The sequence below is a fragment of the Hydrogenophaga sp. 2FB genome (assembly GCF_005503365.1).
Taxonomy (GTDB): Bacteria; Pseudomonadota; Gammaproteobacteria; order Burkholderiales; family Burkholderiaceae_C; genus Hydrogenophaga.
Genome location: NZ_SCML01000002.1, coordinates 1 through 17540 on the forward strand (window position 1 = coordinate 1; position 17540 = coordinate 17540).

Annotated in this window: 15 protein-coding genes and 2 pseudogenes; 8 read left to right on the plus strand and 9 right to left on the minus strand. The window is 61.7% G+C overall.

Annotated features, from left to right (window positions below):
- The first annotated feature begins 252 nt into the window (after positions 1 to 252).
- Positions 253 to 3204 carry a Tn3 family transposase gene (locus FFS09_RS01020; RefSeq protein WP_171019807.1) on the plus strand — a complete coding sequence of 984 codons (2952 nt, stop codon included), beginning with the start codon at positions 253 to 255 and terminating at the stop codon, positions 3202 to 3204.
- Between the two features lie 262 nt (positions 3205 to 3466).
- Positions 3467 to 4285 (plus strand): hypothetical protein, encoded by an 819-nt coding sequence (locus FFS09_RS01025; RefSeq protein WP_137917009.1) that lies wholly within the window; start codon positions 3467 to 3469, stop codon positions 4283 to 4285.
- Between the two features lie 52 nt (positions 4286 to 4337).
- Here FFS09_RS01025 and FFS09_RS01030 read toward each other — a convergent pair whose 3' ends face one another.
- The 6 genes and pseudogenes from FFS09_RS01030 to FFS09_RS01055 form a co-directional block, all read right to left on the minus strand.
- Positions 4338 to 5318 (minus strand): site-specific integrase, encoded by a 981-nt coding sequence (locus FFS09_RS01030; protein ID WP_252374186.1) that lies wholly within the window; start codon positions 5316 to 5318, stop codon positions 4338 to 4340.
- Between the two features lie 113 nt (positions 5319 to 5431).
- Complete coding sequence (locus tag FFS09_RS01035) at positions 5432 to 5761, minus strand: helix-turn-helix domain-containing protein (RefSeq protein WP_137917010.1); 330 nt, start codon at positions 5759 to 5761, stop codon at positions 5432 to 5434.
- The gene (locus FFS09_RS01040; RefSeq protein ID WP_137917011.1) at positions 5758 to 6141 is read right to left on the minus strand and encodes a type II toxin-antitoxin system RelE/ParE family toxin; all 384 of its coding nucleotides are present in this window, start codon (positions 6139 to 6141) and stop codon (positions 5758 to 5760) included. Before FFS09_RS01040 ends, FFS09_RS01035 begins: the two co-directional genes overlap by 4 nt.
- A 360-nt stretch (positions 6142 to 6501) precedes the next feature.
- A pseudogene (locus tag FFS09_RS01045) lies at positions 6502 to 7404 on the minus strand (IS3 family transposase); the annotation flags it as partial.
- A gap of 27 nt (positions 7405 to 7431) precedes the next feature.
- Positions 7432 to 7872, minus strand: a pseudogene (locus FFS09_RS31365) (RHS repeat domain-containing protein); the annotation flags it as partial.
- A 117-nt stretch (positions 7873 to 7989) separates the two neighbouring features.
- Positions 7990 to 8756 (minus strand): IS5 family transposase gene (locus tag FFS09_RS01055; RefSeq protein ID WP_137917012.1). Its coding sequence is split into 2 segments (ribosomal slippage): positions 7990 to 8441 and positions 8441 to 8756, totalling 768 coding nucleotides; the frame shifts between segments, so codons are not numbered across the junction.
- Between the two features lie 61 nt (positions 8757 to 8817).
- Between FFS09_RS01055 and FFS09_RS01060 the strand changes: the two genes are divergently transcribed.
- Positions 8818 to 9480, plus strand: coding sequence for a LysR substrate-binding domain-containing protein (locus tag FFS09_RS01060; RefSeq protein ID WP_502703706.1), 663 nt, complete (start codon positions 8818 to 8820; stop codon positions 9478 to 9480).
- A gap of 100 nt (positions 9481 to 9580) precedes the next feature.
- Here the strand turns inward: FFS09_RS01060 and FFS09_RS01065 are convergent, their stop codons facing one another.
- Entirely contained in the window at positions 9581 to 10381 is an 801-nt protein-coding gene (locus FFS09_RS01065; protein ID WP_137917013.1) for an SDR family NAD(P)-dependent oxidoreductase, read from the minus strand.
- A gap of 5 nt (positions 10382 to 10386) precedes the next feature.
- The gene (locus tag FFS09_RS01070) at positions 10387 to 11943 is read right to left on the minus strand and encodes a class I adenylate-forming enzyme family protein (RefSeq protein WP_137917014.1); all 1557 of its coding nucleotides are present in this window, start codon (positions 11941 to 11943) and stop codon (positions 10387 to 10389) included.
- 172 nt (positions 11944 to 12115) lie between these two features.
- Between FFS09_RS01070 and FFS09_RS01075 the strand changes: the two genes are divergently transcribed.
- From FFS09_RS01075 to FFS09_RS01090, 4 genes are all read left to right on the plus strand, one after another.
- The gene (locus tag FFS09_RS01075; protein ID WP_137917015.1) at positions 12116 to 13093 is read left to right on the plus strand and encodes a tripartite tricarboxylate transporter substrate binding protein; all 978 of its coding nucleotides are present in this window, start codon (positions 12116 to 12118) and stop codon (positions 13091 to 13093) included.
- Positions 13094 to 13118: 25 nt separating this feature from the next.
- Positions 13119 to 14087 (plus strand): Bug family tripartite tricarboxylate transporter substrate binding protein, encoded by a 969-nt coding sequence (locus FFS09_RS01080; RefSeq protein WP_137917016.1) that lies wholly within the window; start codon positions 13119 to 13121, stop codon positions 14085 to 14087.
- Positions 14088 to 14210: 123 nt separating this feature from the next.
- Positions 14211 to 14657 carry a MarR family winged helix-turn-helix transcriptional regulator gene (locus tag FFS09_RS01085; RefSeq protein ID WP_171019808.1) on the plus strand — a complete coding sequence of 149 codons (447 nt, stop codon included), beginning with the start codon at positions 14211 to 14213 and terminating at the stop codon, positions 14655 to 14657.
- Positions 14654 to 15220: a carboxymuconolactone decarboxylase family protein gene (locus FFS09_RS01090; RefSeq protein ID WP_137917018.1), complete on the plus strand. Its 567-nt coding sequence runs from the start codon at positions 14654 to 14656 to the stop codon at positions 15218 to 15220. The genes FFS09_RS01085 and FFS09_RS01090 overlap by 4 nt, the downstream gene beginning before the upstream one ends.
- 6 nt (positions 15221 to 15226) lie before the next feature.
- Here FFS09_RS01090 and FFS09_RS01095 read toward each other — a convergent pair whose 3' ends face one another.
- On the minus strand, positions 15227 to 16480 hold the full coding sequence (locus FFS09_RS01095; protein ID WP_137917019.1) for a thiolase family protein: 1254 nt from the start codon (positions 16478 to 16480) through the stop codon (positions 15227 to 15229).
- A 139-nt stretch (positions 16481 to 16619) separates the two neighbouring features.
- Between FFS09_RS01095 and FFS09_RS01100 the strand changes: the two genes are divergently transcribed.
- Positions 16620 to 17534 (plus strand): fumarylacetoacetate hydrolase family protein, encoded by a 915-nt coding sequence (locus FFS09_RS01100; RefSeq protein WP_171019809.1) that lies wholly within the window; start codon positions 16620 to 16622, stop codon positions 17532 to 17534.
- Positions 17535 to 17540: the final 6 nt, after the last annotated feature.

Here is a 17540-nt window from a genome sequence, read left to right on the forward strand (position 1 = left end):
AGACAAGTCGGCGCGCGTAGCGGCGCAAGATGAGATCGGGGATGTCTGCCAGGTGCTTATGAACGTCCAGCGTGTAAAGCAGGTCGATGCGCTCCAGTACCTCGCTGATTTGGGGTGACCTCAATTTCGATGCAGAAAGCCGGGTTACCAACCAAGGGTTAACCCGCAATCCCGCAAACCTTCTGGAACCAAAGAGAACAATTCCGTAGACTCGCGCAAGGCTTGGAATTGCGCAGGCCAGGGGGAACCAGCTTGCCAAGCTTCTATCTGCGTTTTGTCGGATCCGATACCCTTCCCAAGTCTCTGTCCAAGCGGGAGGTCGAAGAATGCTTCGACCTGAGCGCTGAAGACATCCATGAGCTTCGCCCGCCCCGTTTCCGGGGTACTGCTCGCCTTGGCGCGGCCGTTCAACTGGTGATGCTGCGCGCCACCGGACGACACCCAGATGCGCTCTCGGGTCTGCCACCCGTGCTGCTGCGGCATCTGACTTTAACCCTGGGCATGAGCGCGACGGATATTGCATCCGTCACGTCGCTGTACAAGGACAGGGACACCCGCTTCGGGCATCAGCTTTGGGCTCGACAACGCGTTGGCTTCGCGGTCTTGGACGACACCACCAAAGCGCTGCTTGCCGATGCCCTGCGCGAGCTTGCCACCACTGCGGTCTCGGTGAACGATCTTGTGCATCAGGCGGAGCACTGGCTCTTTGAACGCCGCCTCGTGCTGCCCGGCGATCGGACTCTCCGGGACATTGCCCGCGCAGCATTTGCCGACCAGGAGAATGCGGCGCTCGAAACGATTCGCGCAGGCGTGCCGCGCGAGCACATCCACAGGGCGCTTTTGCACGCGTTCTCAAAGCGATCAGGACCGGGCGGGCACACCGTTCTGGAGTGGCTGCGCACGCCACCGGGCAAGCATGGCCAGCTCACCCTGAGCGAGGTGACCAAGAAAATCGAGTGCCTGAAGGCATTGCACGTCCACGAGTGGAAGCTGTCGGCGATTGCGCTGAATCGGTTGAAGGCCTACGGCCAAGAAGTGGTCAATCGACCACCGTCAGCAACGAAGAACCTGTCCCCTGATCAACGCGAGCTGGAGATGGTCTCATTCCTGCACGTGACATTGCTGGAGCAGACCGACCTGGCCGCGGAGATGGGCGCGCGACGCCTCACCGACCTCTACCGCAAGGCCTCCGGCAAAGTGCTCAAGAAGCAAGCGGACAGCTCCGTCGATCTGCGCGCCGAGCGGGTGAGGCTCAAGGCGGTCCTCTACGACAAGAGGCTGACCGCTGCGCAAATCGTCGCGGCGATGCGTGAGCTGGTGCCTCAAGATGAGCCGGACTTCGCGGGCACGCGTGCCCAATTGGTCCGCGAAGCACTGGTGAACGAAGAAGCGCCGCGTGTCTCAGCGCTGCTCAACTCGCTGGGCATCCTTGAGATCAGAGGCGAGGCGTCGGACAAGGCGCTGAGGCAGCTCAAGTTGCTGCGCGATCTGGCCAAACGGGGAGCAACCAGCCTGCCAGAGGGACTTGACGTGTCCTTTGCCGACCCTGGCTGGCATCTGTTGTTGCAGGGCCCAGACCGCAAGCTCGCTCTTGCTGCATTGAAGGTCAGCGCCGCGACAGCACTGCGCAAGGCCATCAAGGGCGGAAAGCTCTGGCTGGCGCACAGCAGCCGACATCGCAGTCGCGCCGATCAACTGATCTCCGAAAACGAATGGGCGCAAAGGAACAAGTCGCTCATCCGGGCACTGAGTCTCACCGACGATCCCGACAAGTTCCTGGAGCGGGTGTTGGGGCGCGTCGACGCCGGCCTGGCCCAACTTGCCAAAGCAGTCGACGAAGGCGCACTCACCATCGACAACCAGGGGCACATCAGCATCGCACCCATCCAGGCGCTTGAAGTCGAACCCAAGGTCACGAAGACCCGCGAGAGCATGTTTAACATGATCGGCGGCACGCAGTTCGCCGACATGCTGGTTGAGGTGGATGCCAAAACCCGCTTCAGCCAAGCGTTGCTTGGCCGCATGGCCAAGGACATCAGTGAGCTGAAGGCGGTCTACGGTGCCCTGTACGCACACGGGACAGAGAACAACGCCAAGGGGGTCTGCACCATGATCCCCGGCCTGCAAGTTTCTCAGATCACCATGGCCATGCGTGCGCTGGAGGCCGGCGGCCGCCTGCGGGATGCCAACACACGCATCATTGATTTTCAGCAGAGCATGCCGATTGCCATGCTCTGGGGCCAGGGCGACAAGGCATCCTCCGATTCGATGACGCTGGACACTTCGCGTCACCTGCACTCGGCGCGCATGGAGTACCGCCGGAAACAGCATGGTGTGGGCATCTATGTCCACATGCTTGACACCTGGGCGCTGTTCCACGACCAGCCCATCGTCATCAATGACCGGCAGGCCGCCCCTGCAGTGCACGGCGTCGAGGCACACAACTGCACTCGGCGTGAGGATCAGATCCGCCTGTCCCTTTTGGCCGTTGATACCCATGGCTACACCAACGCAGCGATGGCGATCGCCAAGCTGCTCGGTTTTGATTTATGTGTTCGCTTGCGTCAGTTGTCGGAGCGCAAGATGTTCATGGCCTGGGGTGGCACGCCGCCCGAATCGCTGGAGCGGTTGGTCGTGGGCAAGGTCTCGCTTCGGAAGATCCGTGCCGGCTGGATGGGACTGCTGCGCCTGGTTGCCTCCATCCGTCAGGGCCGGCTGACCGCGGCAGAGGCCATCGCCCGCCTTGGCAGCGCCGCCAGGGGTGATCCTGTTCATGCTGCCGCAGACGAACTGGGAAAGCTCCTGCGCACTATCTTTCTGTGCGACTACTTCACCATTCCTGAGTTCCGCCGTGAGATGCACGCACTGCTGAACCGTGGCGAGTCCATCCATCAATTGCAGCGCGCCGTGTACCACGGGCGTGTGGGCGTTTCGCGCGGTCGTCGGGCCGATGAACTGCGCGCTATCTCGACGGCGCACACCTTGCTGACCAACGTTGTGATCGCCTGGAACACTATGAAGATGCAAGATGTGGTGGAACGCTGGAAGGCGCTCAAGCACCCCATCGAGGACCACTGGATCCGCCGCATCGGTCCCGTTCACTTTGAGCACGTCAACTTCAAAGGCACCATCACCTTCGAGATCGATCCGTACGCAGACGCACTCATACAGCGCCAGTCCAAGCTGCGCGCGCACCGGGTTTGATCCAGGTGGTCCGGAAGACGGGGGAGGTCGAAGCACGTGTCGGCTGGTGTTGAGAAGCACATGTTTGAGGCTCGTGGTTTTTCAGGCCCGGCTCTTTTCTCGTGCGATTCACCGGGTTAGCGGCTTGCGCTCATCAATGAAATCAAAGACTTAGCGGGCTACTGAAAAAACAGCCAGCTCTTTTCCCGTGCGAATAACCGGGTTAGGCTTCGGCACCGACAATGGCCTCTCAGCTGACGTTTGGTCATCACGGAGAACATAGATGGGACAAGCCAAGCTCAAGCAGCGCGCGGCCTTTGCGCCCGCATTGGTCGATCAGTGGGAGTCGGATGACTGCGTCAACTTTGCAGTGGCGCTCGCGCGAGCCACGGGCTGGCTGCTCCACGTGGACTGGTGGGTCCCATCGCTGGATCCGAACAACAACGTCGCTCTTGAGGACTGCAGGCCGCTGCGTGTTTACGTAGCGGACAATGGATTCCGCATCTTCGATGTGAGAGGCAACCGGTCCCTCAGCGACTTCATTCACCGAACTATTCGGCCCATGGCCGTGCGGTACGGCATGGGCGGGGTCAGGACGCGCTACTACGCGGAAAGCGCGCTCGCGTCGCTGCCGCTGCGCTGCGCACCCGATCCGGCCAAGATCGCAAGCGCGTCCAAAGCCATTGGGACGAACACGGCTTTTCTGGCGTCGATCCCCAAACGGCTGGCGCCCTGCATTCCAGCTGCCGAGGCCGCCAAGTACACATTCGGCTGGTGTTCCGTGTTTGCAGAAGCCCTCAATCAGTTGCATGGCGTGCAAGCTGTAGCGCTACTAGCCATCCGATTCGAGCCGGACGCGGATGGAACTGAGCGCGGTGCCGATGGCTACGTCCACAGCTTTGTTCTGCACTCGGACGGGATGGGGGAGGACAGCTGGGGCAAGGCAGATGTCAGGGCAATCGCCCATCGATTCGGCGTCCTCGAATTTCGGCTCAGCCGCGAGGCGCACGTCCGCGTGGTGAACAACCTGCATCGCAACTCACCTGAGGTTTTCGAAACAGCACTCGCCAAGGCCAAAGAGCTTATCCAGATCTATCGATAGCCGTGATCTGCCCTCGGCCTGTGGCTGCGCGCCATGCCGCTCGGCTGCTTGCTTAGCCGGGCAAAGGTGGGAGTGGTAGCTGGGATGACGGTGCTTGGGCAGTCAGTCCCTGTTCGAAGCGCGCTTGCAGATTTGAATCCGATGCATCCAAGTAGCGCATGGCCGATTTGACATCCTTCCAGCCGACGTACTCCATCAGCTCCTTGATGTCCCAACCGCTGGCGCGGGCCCAATCGGCAAAGCCGCGACGCATGGAGTGGCTGCTGTATTCCTCGGGCGACTCAACGCCAGCTTCGGCGAACAGGCTGCGCAGCAAGGAGACCAGGCTGTTGGCGTGGAGGCTTTCGTCGGCGACATGACCCCATCGATCGATTTTTCGGAACACCGGGCCCTCGGTCAAGCCGGTCAGGTCAATCCAGGCATTGAAGGCCGCCACCGGGCACAGGCGGGAAAGGGCCGGGCACCTGAAAACCCTGCCCTGATGCTGTCTGTCGCCTTTGCTGCGGCCCAGGTAGCAGGTCATGCCTTGGCCGGGAGTGACCGCGATGTTCTCCACTCGCAGGTTGACCAACTCGTCGGAACGGAATCCCCGCCAAAATCCCAGCAGCAGCAGGCTGCGGTCGCGCGTATGGCGCAGCACGGCTGAGCGGTCACCGGACTGCTGCGCATGGCTGATGGCGGTGTCGAGCCAATGATCAACTTGCTGAAGCACCGCCAGTTCCAGCGGGCGAGCGCGCTTTTCTTGCACGTTGTGGACGGAGCGAATGCCCTTGAGCACCTGGCGCACCAAGGCCGATTTGGTGGGGTCGGGAAAGCCTTGGTCGGTGTGCCATCTTGATAGCGCCGCCAGCCGCTGGCGCAGGGTGTTGATGGCCAGGGTAGCCGCGTGGTCGGCCAGGTAGCGGGCAATGCCGTCCGCCGTGGAAGGCAGCAAACCTTTCCACTCGACTTCAAAGTGGCGAATCGCCGAAGCGTAGCTCCGGCGCGTGTTGTCGCTCTCGGCTGCCTCGATGTATTGAGCAAGACGGGTCATATCGCGGTCGTCAGGGCTGCTACTCCGTCAGGAGGAATGGCGCAGGCTGATGTATTTTTGGTCCCAACCATCGCCTCAAGCATTTGGAACGCACCTCTCGCCGCTGGGCGAGTTCAGGCAAATTGCAGCTCAATCTTGCCGGCGCGCCGCCGCACCGGGCCAACCACAATCTTCACATCGTGTCCCAGCCTGGCTACCAGCTCCAGCAGTTTGGCTTCGCTGACACCTCGGAATTGGCCGCGCGTGATGCGCGAGACCTTGGCCTGATCGATGCCCAGCAGCGTCGCTGCACTTTCTTGCGTCAGGCGACGTGCTTTGATCGCGCGGGCGATCTCGCCGGCGAGCTGGGATTTACGCTGCATCTCCGCAGCGTCGGTATAGCCCAGGTCGGCATAGACATTCGTGCCACCTTCTTCAATCGTGATTTCGTTGTGCCCGTTCATTTTCGTACTCCTTGCTGTGCCTGCCATGCTTCGAAATCCTGCTTCGCGGCTTTCAGGCGCGTGTTGATCAAGTCCATGTCCGGTTTGGGTGTGGCGATGCCGCTTTTGGACTTCTTCTGGAAGCAGTGCAGGACACAAATCCAACCGGCGAACTTGACGGTGTACACAGCCCAGTAGGTGTCGCCCTGATGGTCCTCTACAACCTCCAGCACGCCGGCAGAGCCGAAGCCTGTCATCACCTTGGCATCCTGGTGCTTGCCGCCGGCCTGCGCCAAGTCAATGGCATGACCGAACACATCCTTGACGTCCTCCGGCATCGCATCCAGGTCGCGCTTGGCGGAACTGACCCATTTGATGGGTTTGCGTGCTTGCTTTCGCATTGTTTCAATTATGCCTATTTGGACATATCTACGTCAACTCGGCGAAAGGTGAAGTCCCCTGGAATTTCTGAGTCAGTCAGAAGCGGACCCGCTTGTCTGAACAGTTTTACCCCAAAAGATATAGGCCAACTACGTTTGCCATAAATGGGCCACAAACCGCATTTGAGGCGTCCAAGATCTGCGGTTGGCTGTCTCGCGGGTGGTTTTTTCAGTCTTGGATGACCGGCAAGTATGCGCAGCCACCGAATTTTGCTTTTTCCAGCACTGCCTTGGTCTGAAGGCCAACGATGAGTGCTGGCCCTCTGCTGCGACCGCTTCTAAACTCCACGTCCGTTCGAAATAGACCCGTCAATATTGAACCGCGTCGAGTTTCGTGGGCAATGTAGGCGCTGCCGTTGTCCGACAGGAACTGCAGCATGCGCCCTGCGGGCAGGCCCTCTACGGCCCCGAAGCGCTTCTCGACCGCCTCGATAAGCATCTCACGCACCGGCTCGCCTGGGAGTCCTTTGCCCTCCCACGCGCGAAACGCCATGATCTCTCGATCGCAGCAGTCTTTGGCGAATGTGGCGGTCACGGTCTGACCCGAATCACACTTGATTTCGAAGCCATCAGAGCACCAACGCGTGTCACTGGCCTGAACCGAGACCGTGCCAGTGTGTGTACGACACGACTGAACGCGGCGCGGCGCCTTTGGCAGCAGCAAGGCGTTGGCAGCCATCACCCGGTACACGCGCTTGGGGTTCACGCGCGCAGCACCAAGGCTGCTCCGGTGGCGATTGACCAGCGCGCACGCCCGCCGGTAGCCGTAGCTGGGCAAGTCAGTGATCTGATCACGAATGTCGGCCAGCAACTGCTTGTCGCCATTTGGCGTGCGTACGGTTCGGCCATCAACCCATGAGGTCGGCCGCCGGCGCAGCTCATGAACGTTCGAGCGCGCCACCCCAAGTGCCTGGCAGACAGCCGTCATTGGCCGTCCCCTGGCAACAAGGGCGAGCGCGCAATCCACTTTTTTTCGGCGACGTACTCCACCGCTTCCTTGAGGATCTCGTTCTCCATCGTCTTCTTGCCCAGCACGCGTTGCAGCTTGGCGATCTCGGCCCGGGCTGCCGCCAATTCAGAGGCCGGCACCACAGCCTCGCCAGCGGAAACGGCCGTCAGCGCGCCTTGACGGTCGAGCTTGCGCCACTGGAACAGCAGGCTCGCAGCAACCCCTTCCTGTCTGGCCACCAGCGACACGCTCATGCCAGGCTCATAAGTGCTGGTCCTGAGTCCCCCTGTGTTTCGCTCAAGTGTTTGTCCACGACGGTTGTAGGTCAGCGCCGTGACGAGGCCATTTGCATCGGTGATTCGCTGCGGACGGCCATGTGCGTCATATTGAGCGAACTCAATGCTGTGGCCAAGCGCGTTCGAAACGAGGATCAGGTTGCCCTGCGCATCGTAGGTGAATGTCGAGATGTCATTTAGGTCGGTGCGGGGACCGTCCTCGGTGTGCACCAGCCCCAGCGAGTTGTAGGTGTAGGTCCAGCGCCGCGTGTTTTGGGTCGCCGTATCCGTCACCGTTCGGGTCAGCACGCGACCCGCTGCGTCGTATGTGAAAGTGGTGTCTCGACCTGGTTCCGAGATGGCTACCGGCAGGCGCCAGAACGGATGCCATGTGGTGTCTATCGTCCGTGCCTGTGGTGTCCCGGCTGCCTCGGTTCGGCTGGTTTCCAAGCCCCGAATATCGCGCACGTAGGTGGTCTGAATGCCGTTGTAATCAGTGATTCGGCTGACAAACCCGTTGGCGCCGTACTCGGTGAGTTGGCGGGCGTAGCCGCAGGACTCGCAGGCCCCATTGTCTAGGGCCTGTTAACACAAACCGCGCAGGCCATCGACGACCAGCACGAAGCAGACGAACGCCAGAAACATCACGTCGAGCTTCTCAAATCGCGAGAAGACGCGACGAAAGCTTTTCAAGCGCCGGAACAGTCGTTCGACCTCGTTGCGGCGCTTGTACATCTCGCGGTCGTACTCCCAGGGATCGATGCGGCGCTCGCTGGGCGGCACGACAGGGATGAAGCCGAGATCCAGAGCCAGTTGCCGCGTCTCGTTGCCTTCGTAGGCCATGTCCATCAGCAGATGAACAGGCCGGCTGGTCGACCCCAGGCTTTGAAGCAATCGCCTGCCTTGTGGCCCGTCGTGGGCTTGGCCTGGCGAGAGGCAGAACGTTACGGCCGTTCGAGCATCCGCGGCAACCATATGAATCTTGGTGTTCCATCCGCCGCGGGACTTGCCGATGGACTGCGGGCCGTTTTTTTTAGTGCGCCCGTGCCATCGGGATGCACCTTCACGCTGGTGCTGTCCAGCGAAACGGCCTCGATCTTGATTCGCACGACCTGCTCGCGCTGAAGCTCTTCGAACATCTTGTCCAGCACGCCGGACTTGGCCCATCGACGCATGCGGGTGTAGACCGTGTGCCAGTTGCCGAAGCGCTTGGGCAGGCCGCGCCACTTGCAGCCATGTTCCGCTACGAAAAGCATGGCATTGACGACCTGCAAGTTGGTCATGCTGACGTTGCCACGCTGGGTGGGCAGGCAGCGTTCGATACGAGCGAATTGTTCGGGCGTGATCTGCATGACCTGCAGTGTCGCCGCAGGTCGCCGCGAATTCAATTAGTGTTAACACGCCCTAGAAGAAATGCTCGGCTCCAATCTGTTCGTCCGCGAGCGGCAAACTGTCAATCTCACTACTGCAGGTGAGGCATACGCACTAGAGATCCGCGGCGCACTGGAGCGCATTTCGCAGGCCACGCTTGGCTTTCGCGCCAACCCGCGCGGGGGCACCCTGCAGCTTGCTGTGCTGCCGACCTTCGGCACGCGTTGGCTGGCGCCGCGCCTGGCCGGATTCTTCGCGGCCCACCCAGGTGTCACCGTGAATCTCACCACGCGCCTGGAGCCTTTCGATTTCCGTAGCGAGGGGCTCGACGCTGCCATCCACTTTGGCCCACGGGAGTGGCCAGGAGCGGAACTGGAACCGCTCATGTCGGAGACAGTGGTTCCGGCGTGTAGCCCCGCCTTCAAGCACGCGCACAAGCTCGCGAGGCCGGCAGACTTACTCGCGGCTCCCCTGCTGCACGTCTCCACCCGGCCCGACGCCTGGAGGGAGTGGTTCCAGGCAAAGGAGATTCCAGTGCAGGACGTGCAAGGCATGTTGGTCGACCAGTTCGCCATGGCGGCGCAAGCGGCTATTGCAGGACTAGGCGTCGCCCTGCTGCCCCGGTTCTTGATGGAGCCGGAGTTCAGCGGAGGGCAGCTGGTGCCGGCAATTGCACGCGGTGAAGTCGAAAGCGTGTCGCGCTAATACATGGTTTGGCCGGCGAACCGTTCGAACCATCCCCCGCTTCAGGCCTTCGCCGCGTGGCTGAGACGCGAAGTGTTGTCTTGAAGCGCGGCATGTTGCTCTAGAGCTTCACCATGTTGATCAACCCACCATCCACCGGCAACACCGTCCCGTTCACGTAGCGCGACTCGTCCGACGCGAAAAACAGGCTCGCGTTCGCCACATCCCAGACCTCTCCTTGCTTCCCCGTGGGAGACATCGCATCACGCTTGCGCCACATCTCCTCGAGCTCGCCGCCGTACAGTTTCACGTTGTTCTGCTCGACGATGGGCGAACGGATCAAGCCGACAAGAACAACGTTGCTGCGAATTCCGACTGGGGCGTACTGGATGGCGATCTCGCGGGACATGGCGATCATGGCGGCCTTCGACGCCGCATAAGCGAACTTCGGGAACGGAATGGCTCGTTCGCCGTTGATCGAGCCGATGTTGACGATCGAGCCGGAGTTCTGCCGCTCCATGTGCGGGAGCGCGAATTTGGCGGTAAGGAACATGCTCTTCGCATTGACGTTCATCATGCGGTCCCATTGATCCTCGCCGTATTCCACCGGCCCGCCCGAATTGGTGATGCCGACATTGTTGTGCAGCACGTCCAGCTTTCCGAACTTGTCGACGCACGCCTGCACCATGGCGCGGCAGTCGTTGGACTTCGACACGTCAGCGCGGAATGGAACGCAATCCCCACCCTCTTCGCGGATCGCCGCGGCTGTCGCTGCGGCCAGGTCCAAATCGAGGTCGGCCGCTAGCACCCGCGCGCCCTCGCGCGCGTACAGGATCGCACATGCCTTGCCGTTGCCGATTCCGTCGCCGCGTGTTCCCGCTCCGGTAACGATCGCGACCTTGCCCTCCAGCCTGTTGCCCATTGCGTTTACCCAACGCGCCGCTGCGCGCCCTCCCAGAACTTGTCCCGGATTTCGCGCTTGAGCACCTTGCCGTTCGGACTGCGCGGCAGCGTCGCGACAAAGTCAACTGTCTTCGGAGCGTGCACAGACCCGAGCTTGGACTTCACGAGCCGGATGATCTCGTCTTCAGTAGCTTGCGACGATGGCTTGAGCTGGATCACGGCCTTCACCGCTTCGCCCCATTTGTCGTCCGGCACGCCGATGACTGCGCAGTCCTCGACCGACGGATGCCCAGCGATCAGGTGTTCGACCTCCGCACTGAAGACGTTGAAGCCGCCGGTGACGATCATGTCCTTCTTGCGGTCGACGATGTAGACGAAGCCGCTCTCGTCTTTGTAGCCGACGTCGCCGGTGTGGTGCCAGCCGAACTTCGAGACTTCCTCCGTCGCCTGCGGGTTCTCGTAGTATCCGCCGAAGACCAGGTCGCCTCGGGCAACGATTTCTCCCCGCTCGCCCGGAGGAAGGATCGCTCCGTCGTCCGACATGATCTCCACTCGCTGACCGATCGTGGCGCGGCCGCAGCTCGACCATCGGTCGCTCCCAGCCGGTGCCGTGAGCAAGTCTCTCGTCGACAGGAACGTGAGGAACATGGGAGCCTCGGCCTGCCCAAACGACTGGCAAACCACTGGACCAAAAACTTCCATCGCCTCCTTGAACTTCGCCGGCGCCACAGGCGCAGCAGCAAGCACGATTGCTCGCAGCGATGAGTAGTCGAATTCCCGCACCCGCGGATGGGCGAGCATGCTGTAAAGGACAGTCGGCGGGATGTAGAAGTGCGTGACTTTGTGTCGCTGAATGGCGTCGAGGATTCCGAGCGCATTCGCGGAAGGCAACACGACGTTTGTTGCGCCTTCAGCCATCATCATCAGCCCCACCACGCCAGCTCCGTGCGTCATGGGCGCTGCAACCAGGTGCACGGCTGGCCGGTCCGTCGGCAGGCATGTCCAGAATGCCTTGATCGCAGAATCCCACGTACGCTGGGTCCATCTGGCCGCCTTGGACAACCCGGTTGTGCCGCCTGTGGGGAACACCGTCTCGACTCGGGCAGGGTCATCCTGCGGTTCCGGTGCCGGCTCCGTTCCCCTGGCAATGAAGTCCTTCAGGCTCACGCCGACGCCCGCCTCGGCAGGCTCCTCGATGCACACGAAGTGCTGCAGCGTTGGCACGGCCTCGCGAAGCTCCTCCACTTGCGCGTTGAGTGAGGGATGGAAGAAGAGCACGGAGCACTTCGTTGTGCGCAGGAACGCCGCGTTGATGTGAACCGGGTTGCGCATGTTGATGGGCACCCAGCGCGCGCCCGCGCGGAAGATTCCGATCATGGCGCAGAACGCTTTCGGGTCGTTTGGGCTGTAAACAGCGATGTTCGTGTCCGTGCAGCCTGAGACGTGCAAGCCGGCTGCAATCTGTCCGGCAAGCGCATCCACTTCTGCGTAGGTGTATGCGCCATTTCCGTCCGAGTCGACGAATGCCGTGCGGTCGGGGGCACTGCTCATGCCGCGCCGGAAGTAGTCGATCAGCCTCATGGGTGCATCCGCGCTAGGTTAGTACAGGTTAGTTGTAGTATATCTGACAGACTGGGCAAGTGTCTACGGGAAATTACTACTACAAGCTCCTTGCTGAATATGGTGGAATCCGAGCGTCTGGTCGTGTAACCGCCGCCGCCTTGAGTGCGTTGCGACCCACAGGAGATAACCCATGAGACGACGTTCCCTTCTCGCGCTGCCCTTTGCGGCGGCCGCCCTCCCGATGCAGGCCTTTGCACAGGGCTCGTACCCGGACAAACCCATCAAGCTCATCGTTCCGTTCGCCCCGGGAACGGCATTGGACATCGTCGCGCGGCACGGGGCCGCAGGTGTCTCGGAAGAGCTCAAGGCTTCCGTGGTCGTTGAAAACAAGTTGGGAGCGTCGGGAGTCATCGGAACAGACGTGGTCGCCAAGGCCCCCGCAGATGGCTATACCCTGCTCTTCACAGCGCCTGCGCACTACATCAATCAGTTCGTCTTCGCATCGCTGCCGTTCGATACTGTCAAGGATTTCCGTCCCGTCACAAAGCTCAGCAACGCGCAGCTGGTGCTGGTCGTCGGCAAGAACTCGCCATTTTCGAACGTCAAGCAGGTGATTGAGTTCGCCAGGGCCAACCCGCGAAAGCTGCGCTACTCGTCCAGCGGCATCGGAGGCACCATCCACTTGGCGTTCTCCCTCTTCAACCAGATGGCAGGGACACAGATCGAACACGTGCCATACACGAGCGGGGGTCAGGCGCTCACGGACGTGATCGCTGGACACGTCGACATCACGTTCACCGCCGTCGCCACGGCCCTGCCGCACGGAAAATCGGGCAACTTGAAACTGCTGGGGACCAGCGGCCTTCAGAGATCTCGCACGATGCCCGATGTGCCCACCATCTCCGAGGCCGCACTGCCTGGTTTCGAGCTCACCTCATGGGGCGGCACTCTCGCCGGCAAAGGCGTGCCTGACGCCATCGTCGAAAGACTCAATGCCGCATTCGTCAAGGTCGCACAGCAGCCTGAATTCCAGGCGAAGCTCGTCGCCGCTGGCGTGGAACCCGATCTTCTGCCGACCGCGGCGTTCGCTCGCCAGATCGACGCAGAAGTGCCGAAGTGGAAGCGCTTGGTCGAAACGACCGGCGCAGCCCAAACCCAGAAGCAGTAACCCGTCACCAGCCAGGAGCCATTCGATGAAAAGAGCCCTCATTGCCATGCTCGCCTCGGCGGGCCTCGCTTTCTGTCAGTTCGCCGCCGCGCAAGACAGCTTTCCTGCGCGTCCTGTGAAGATGATCGTTCCTTACCCGGCCGGCGGTGGCGGCGACATCCTGGCCCGCGCAATGGCCGAGGCATTCCAGAGAGCAACCGGACAGCCCATGGTCGTAGAGAATCGCGCTGGCGCCAACGGGATGATTGGCGCAGCCGCGTGCAAGAGCGCGGCGCCTGACGGATACACATACTGCCTGCCGGTATCTGATGTGATGGCGATCAACCCGCACATCTACAAGACGGTGCCTTACGATCCGGAGAAGGACTTCGCCGTCGTCGCCCCGATCGCTACCGTGGTGCTGGCGGTCGTCACTAACAGCTCCGTTCCCGCCGCGAACTTGAAAGAGTTCGCAGCCTGGACGCAGGCGAACAAGCAGAAGGCGAATTTCGCGACGTGGGGTGTGGGAAGTGCTGCCCACCTGGTGCTCGCCCAGTTCAACAAGTCCATGAATGCGAGCCTCACGAACGTTCCATATCCGGGTGTTCCGCAGATGCTGCAAGGAACTCTCTCGGGCGATGCGGCCGCGACCTTGCTGTTCTACGGTCCGATCGCGCAACACATCAACGAGGGCAAGCTCAAGCCGTTGGCCGTCCTGGCCGACAAGAGGTACCACGCACTTCCGAACGTGCCCACCGTGAGTGAGGCCGGCTTCACTTTCGCACCGACCGTCTATTACGGCGCCTATGCACCTGCGGGAACGCCGCCGACGATCCTCGCGAGAATGAACCAGCTCCTCACGACCGCGGCCGCCGACCCAGCGGTGATGAAGACAATGAATGCAGCTGGATTCGCTCCGCTGGTTGAATCGCCGAAGGCGTTCTCCGAGCGAGTCGCCCGGGACCGTGCGGCCTGGGGCCCCATCGCAAAGTCGCTTGGCCTCTCGCTGGAGTAGTCGCCCTGCCGTAAACTCCGACCCATGGCAAGCAGTCCCCGAAGCCAAGCAAAGCTTGACAGCCCTGCGCCCGATGCTCCGCCATCGGCTGCAGAACTGAAGAGGCTCATTCACAAAGGGCTCGTGCTGCACTTCATGCTGCAGCTGAGCCTGGGCGAAGACGCGGATACGCGGCTGACCACACGTTCCATGGGGCGGGTGCATCACCGTGTCGTGTACTTCGCTCACTTCACGCCTGGCATCACGGTGAGCGAACTGTTGTCCGTGCTTGGGGTGAAGCACCAGAACATCCAAGGTCCTCTGAAGCAGTTGATCGAGGAGGGCTATATCCTGAGCCGTGCTTCCGAGCAGGATGGTCGTGTCAAGCGCCTGTATTGCTCGCGCAAGGGCGATAAGCTGCTTGAGTTTGTCTCGGCCGCCCAGCGTGAGCGCATCCAGCGTGCCTATGAATTGCTCACTCCGCAGGACGTCGAGAGCTACTTCAAGGTTATGTCCGCGATGCTCGGCCCTGAGCGACGCGAGTGGGTCCGCCGCTTGACGGAACTGGACGACCCGAGCGAGTCGGTGTGAACCGGCTGCCCTTCGTACCAGAGCAGCCGGAGGATCCCCGCGTGCGGGAAGTCTTCGAGCGTCTTCGCCGGCGCTGGCAGGGCGCCCCGGTACTCCACCTCTATCGGCTGATCGGCTGGGCCCCAGGCTTGCTGGGTCCGTGGATGGACTTCGCGCATGCGCTTCGCTTCAAGACCGTTTCACCCGCCGATGTCCGCGAACTGATGATCGTGCGGTCCGGCCAGTTGGCGCAATCGGAATACGAGTGGAAGCATCACTGGGCGGCCGCTCTCTCCGAAGGAGTGTCCGAAGCGAAGCTGCAGGCACTGGACGAATGGCAATCGAGTAGGCTTTTCGACGAGCGTGAGCGCGCCGTATTGGCACTTGCGGAGGACACTGCCTGCCGCGTCGGCGCGACTGCCGAAACGATGAACGCCCTAAAGGCTGAGTTCCCGCACGAGCAGGTTGCGGAACTGGTAATGATCGCCGGCTTCTACGCCGGCGTTGCACGCATCGCGAACTCGCTGGGAGTCCCGCTCGAGCCTGGGTTCGAGACTATGACGCCGCGGGACGAGACGAAGTAGCGGCTGTTAAGCGCGCTCGTAGATGGCAACTGCGCTGACGGCCTCCTCGAGGCCGATGATGCCTCCGCCGTTTTGTTGCAATCCGATCCGCGCATCGCGGACTTGGCGCTCACCGGCCTCACCGCGCAATTGCGTCACCAGCTCATGGCACATGGACAGGCCGGTGGCCCCAATCGGGTGACCTTTTGATACCAACCCGCCGGAGGTGTTCACGGCGACCGCTCCATCGACGGCCGTCGCGCCGGAGGCGACGAAGGGGCCCCCCTCTCCTTCGGGACAAAAGCGCATCATCTCCGTTTGGTAGATCTCGCAGAAGGAAGTCGCGTCGTGGACCTCAGCAACGTCGACGTCAGCTGGCGCGAGGCCCGCGAGTTCATAAGCCCGGTCCGCGGCAGCCCTCGAGAGCCCGGGCTCGCGTTCGCCGCGATACTTTCCACCCGACAGCGTGAGCGCGCGAATCTTTACCGCCCGCTCGCGAACCTCCGGCAGCTGGCTGGCGAGGAAGCGCTCCGAGCACAAGACTGCCGCAGCCGCGCCATCCCCCACGGGAGCACACATCGCACGCGTCAGCGGGTCGGATACCATGCGGTCCGCCAACACCTGCTGGGGAGTCATCGCGAATCGGTACTGCGCCAACGGGTTCAGGCTGCCATAGGTGTGGCTCTTGGCACAGGCTGCTGCGATCTGCTCGCGCGTTGTCCCGTAAAGCTTCATATGCAGGCGTGCTTGCATGGAGTAGGTATCCATCGCCACGGACCGATCGGGCGAGGGATCGAACGGCTGGCCCAGCCGCTCACCGATCTGCTTGTAGTGTTCGAGCCACTCCTGCGGATCGAGCTGGTCGGCGCCCTTGCCGAACTCGGGAAGGATGGCGGCAGGGTTTGCCTCGTCGTACAGCTTCTCCACCCCAACGGCGATGGTGACCTCGGCGTCCCCTGCGCGGATTTCCTTGTACGCCCCAGACAGGGCGAGGCTGCCGGTCGCACAGGCGCCTTCGACGTTCACGACAGGGGCTCGATCGCGAAACAGTCCTTCGCGTACCAGCGGAATGAACGAAACATTGCCACGCACGAGCGGCTGTCCCCAGTAGTGCATCACGCAATTGCCGAACCACGCCGCCTCGATGACCTGCGGATCACCCAGGCCTGCGTCCCGGACGGCTCCGAGATAAGCCTCGCGCGTGAGTTGCTTGAAGCCCTTGTCTGGCCAACGGCGGAAGGGAGTCGAGTACGTCCCGATGATGTAAACGGCTTCTGCCACGGTGCTACTCTCCTGCCAATTGATACAACTAGATTGTACAATGTACGCGTCAAATGAGACAGGCCCTATGAAGCTATGTACGTTTCAGGTTTCCACCGCGCTAGGCGATGTCCGGCGGGTCGGCCTCGTGCATGGGGACTTGATCATCGACGCGACGGCAGCGCGAATCTCGCTTCTGGAACGCACCCTGACACCGGATGCGGCCGTGCGCGTAGGCGCGGCGCAAGTTCCTGCAGAGATGACATCCCTGATCGGCTCGGGCTCAGCAGCCTTGGACTGGGCCGCTGAGGCGTTCGAGCATGTCCTCGAAAGCGGTAAGGAATACACCAGCGCGCGTTTGTCGATCGCCTACTCGTCGAAAGCGGTTCGACTTCTTGCGCCACTCCCGCGGCCGCCGGGCATCGCCTGCTTCATCACTTGGGCTGCCCACATCGACGACAGCCGGGACAAGGGGTTCTCGATGCTTCAGTTTCCGGAGCGCGGCAGCGATATGCGCGCGTACTACAAGGCCAATCCGGATGCGGTCGAAGCGCCCGGAACAATCATCCGCCGGCCAGAGTACGCGAGCGAAATGGACGTCGAATGCGAACTCGCCGCTGTAATAGGCGTCGGGGGCAAAGACCTCACGCCCGATCAGGCCCGCGCTGCCATTATGGGATACACCATCTTCAACGACGTGAGTTACCGCGAAATCCAACGCAAGGAAATGGCATTCGGGCTCGGACCGACCAAGGGGAAGGATGCAGACCACAGCAATGTCCTCGGGCCTTGGCTGGTCACTGCCGACGAGGTCGGCGACCCGCAGGATCTCGGCATGTCATTCGTGGTCAATGGCAGCACGATCGCCTCCTACCACACATCGAAGATGGCTTGGGACTTCGCCGATCTCGTGTCCTATCTCTCGCGCGCGCAGACGCTGCGTCCCGGACAGATCGTAACCAGCGGCGCGTTCCCCGGCGGCTGCGGCCTTGATGCAGGAATGGTGCTCAAAGCTGGCGACATCGTCGAGATGCGCGTCGACAAGCTCGGCACGCTCGTGAGCACCATCGGCTAATAGCAA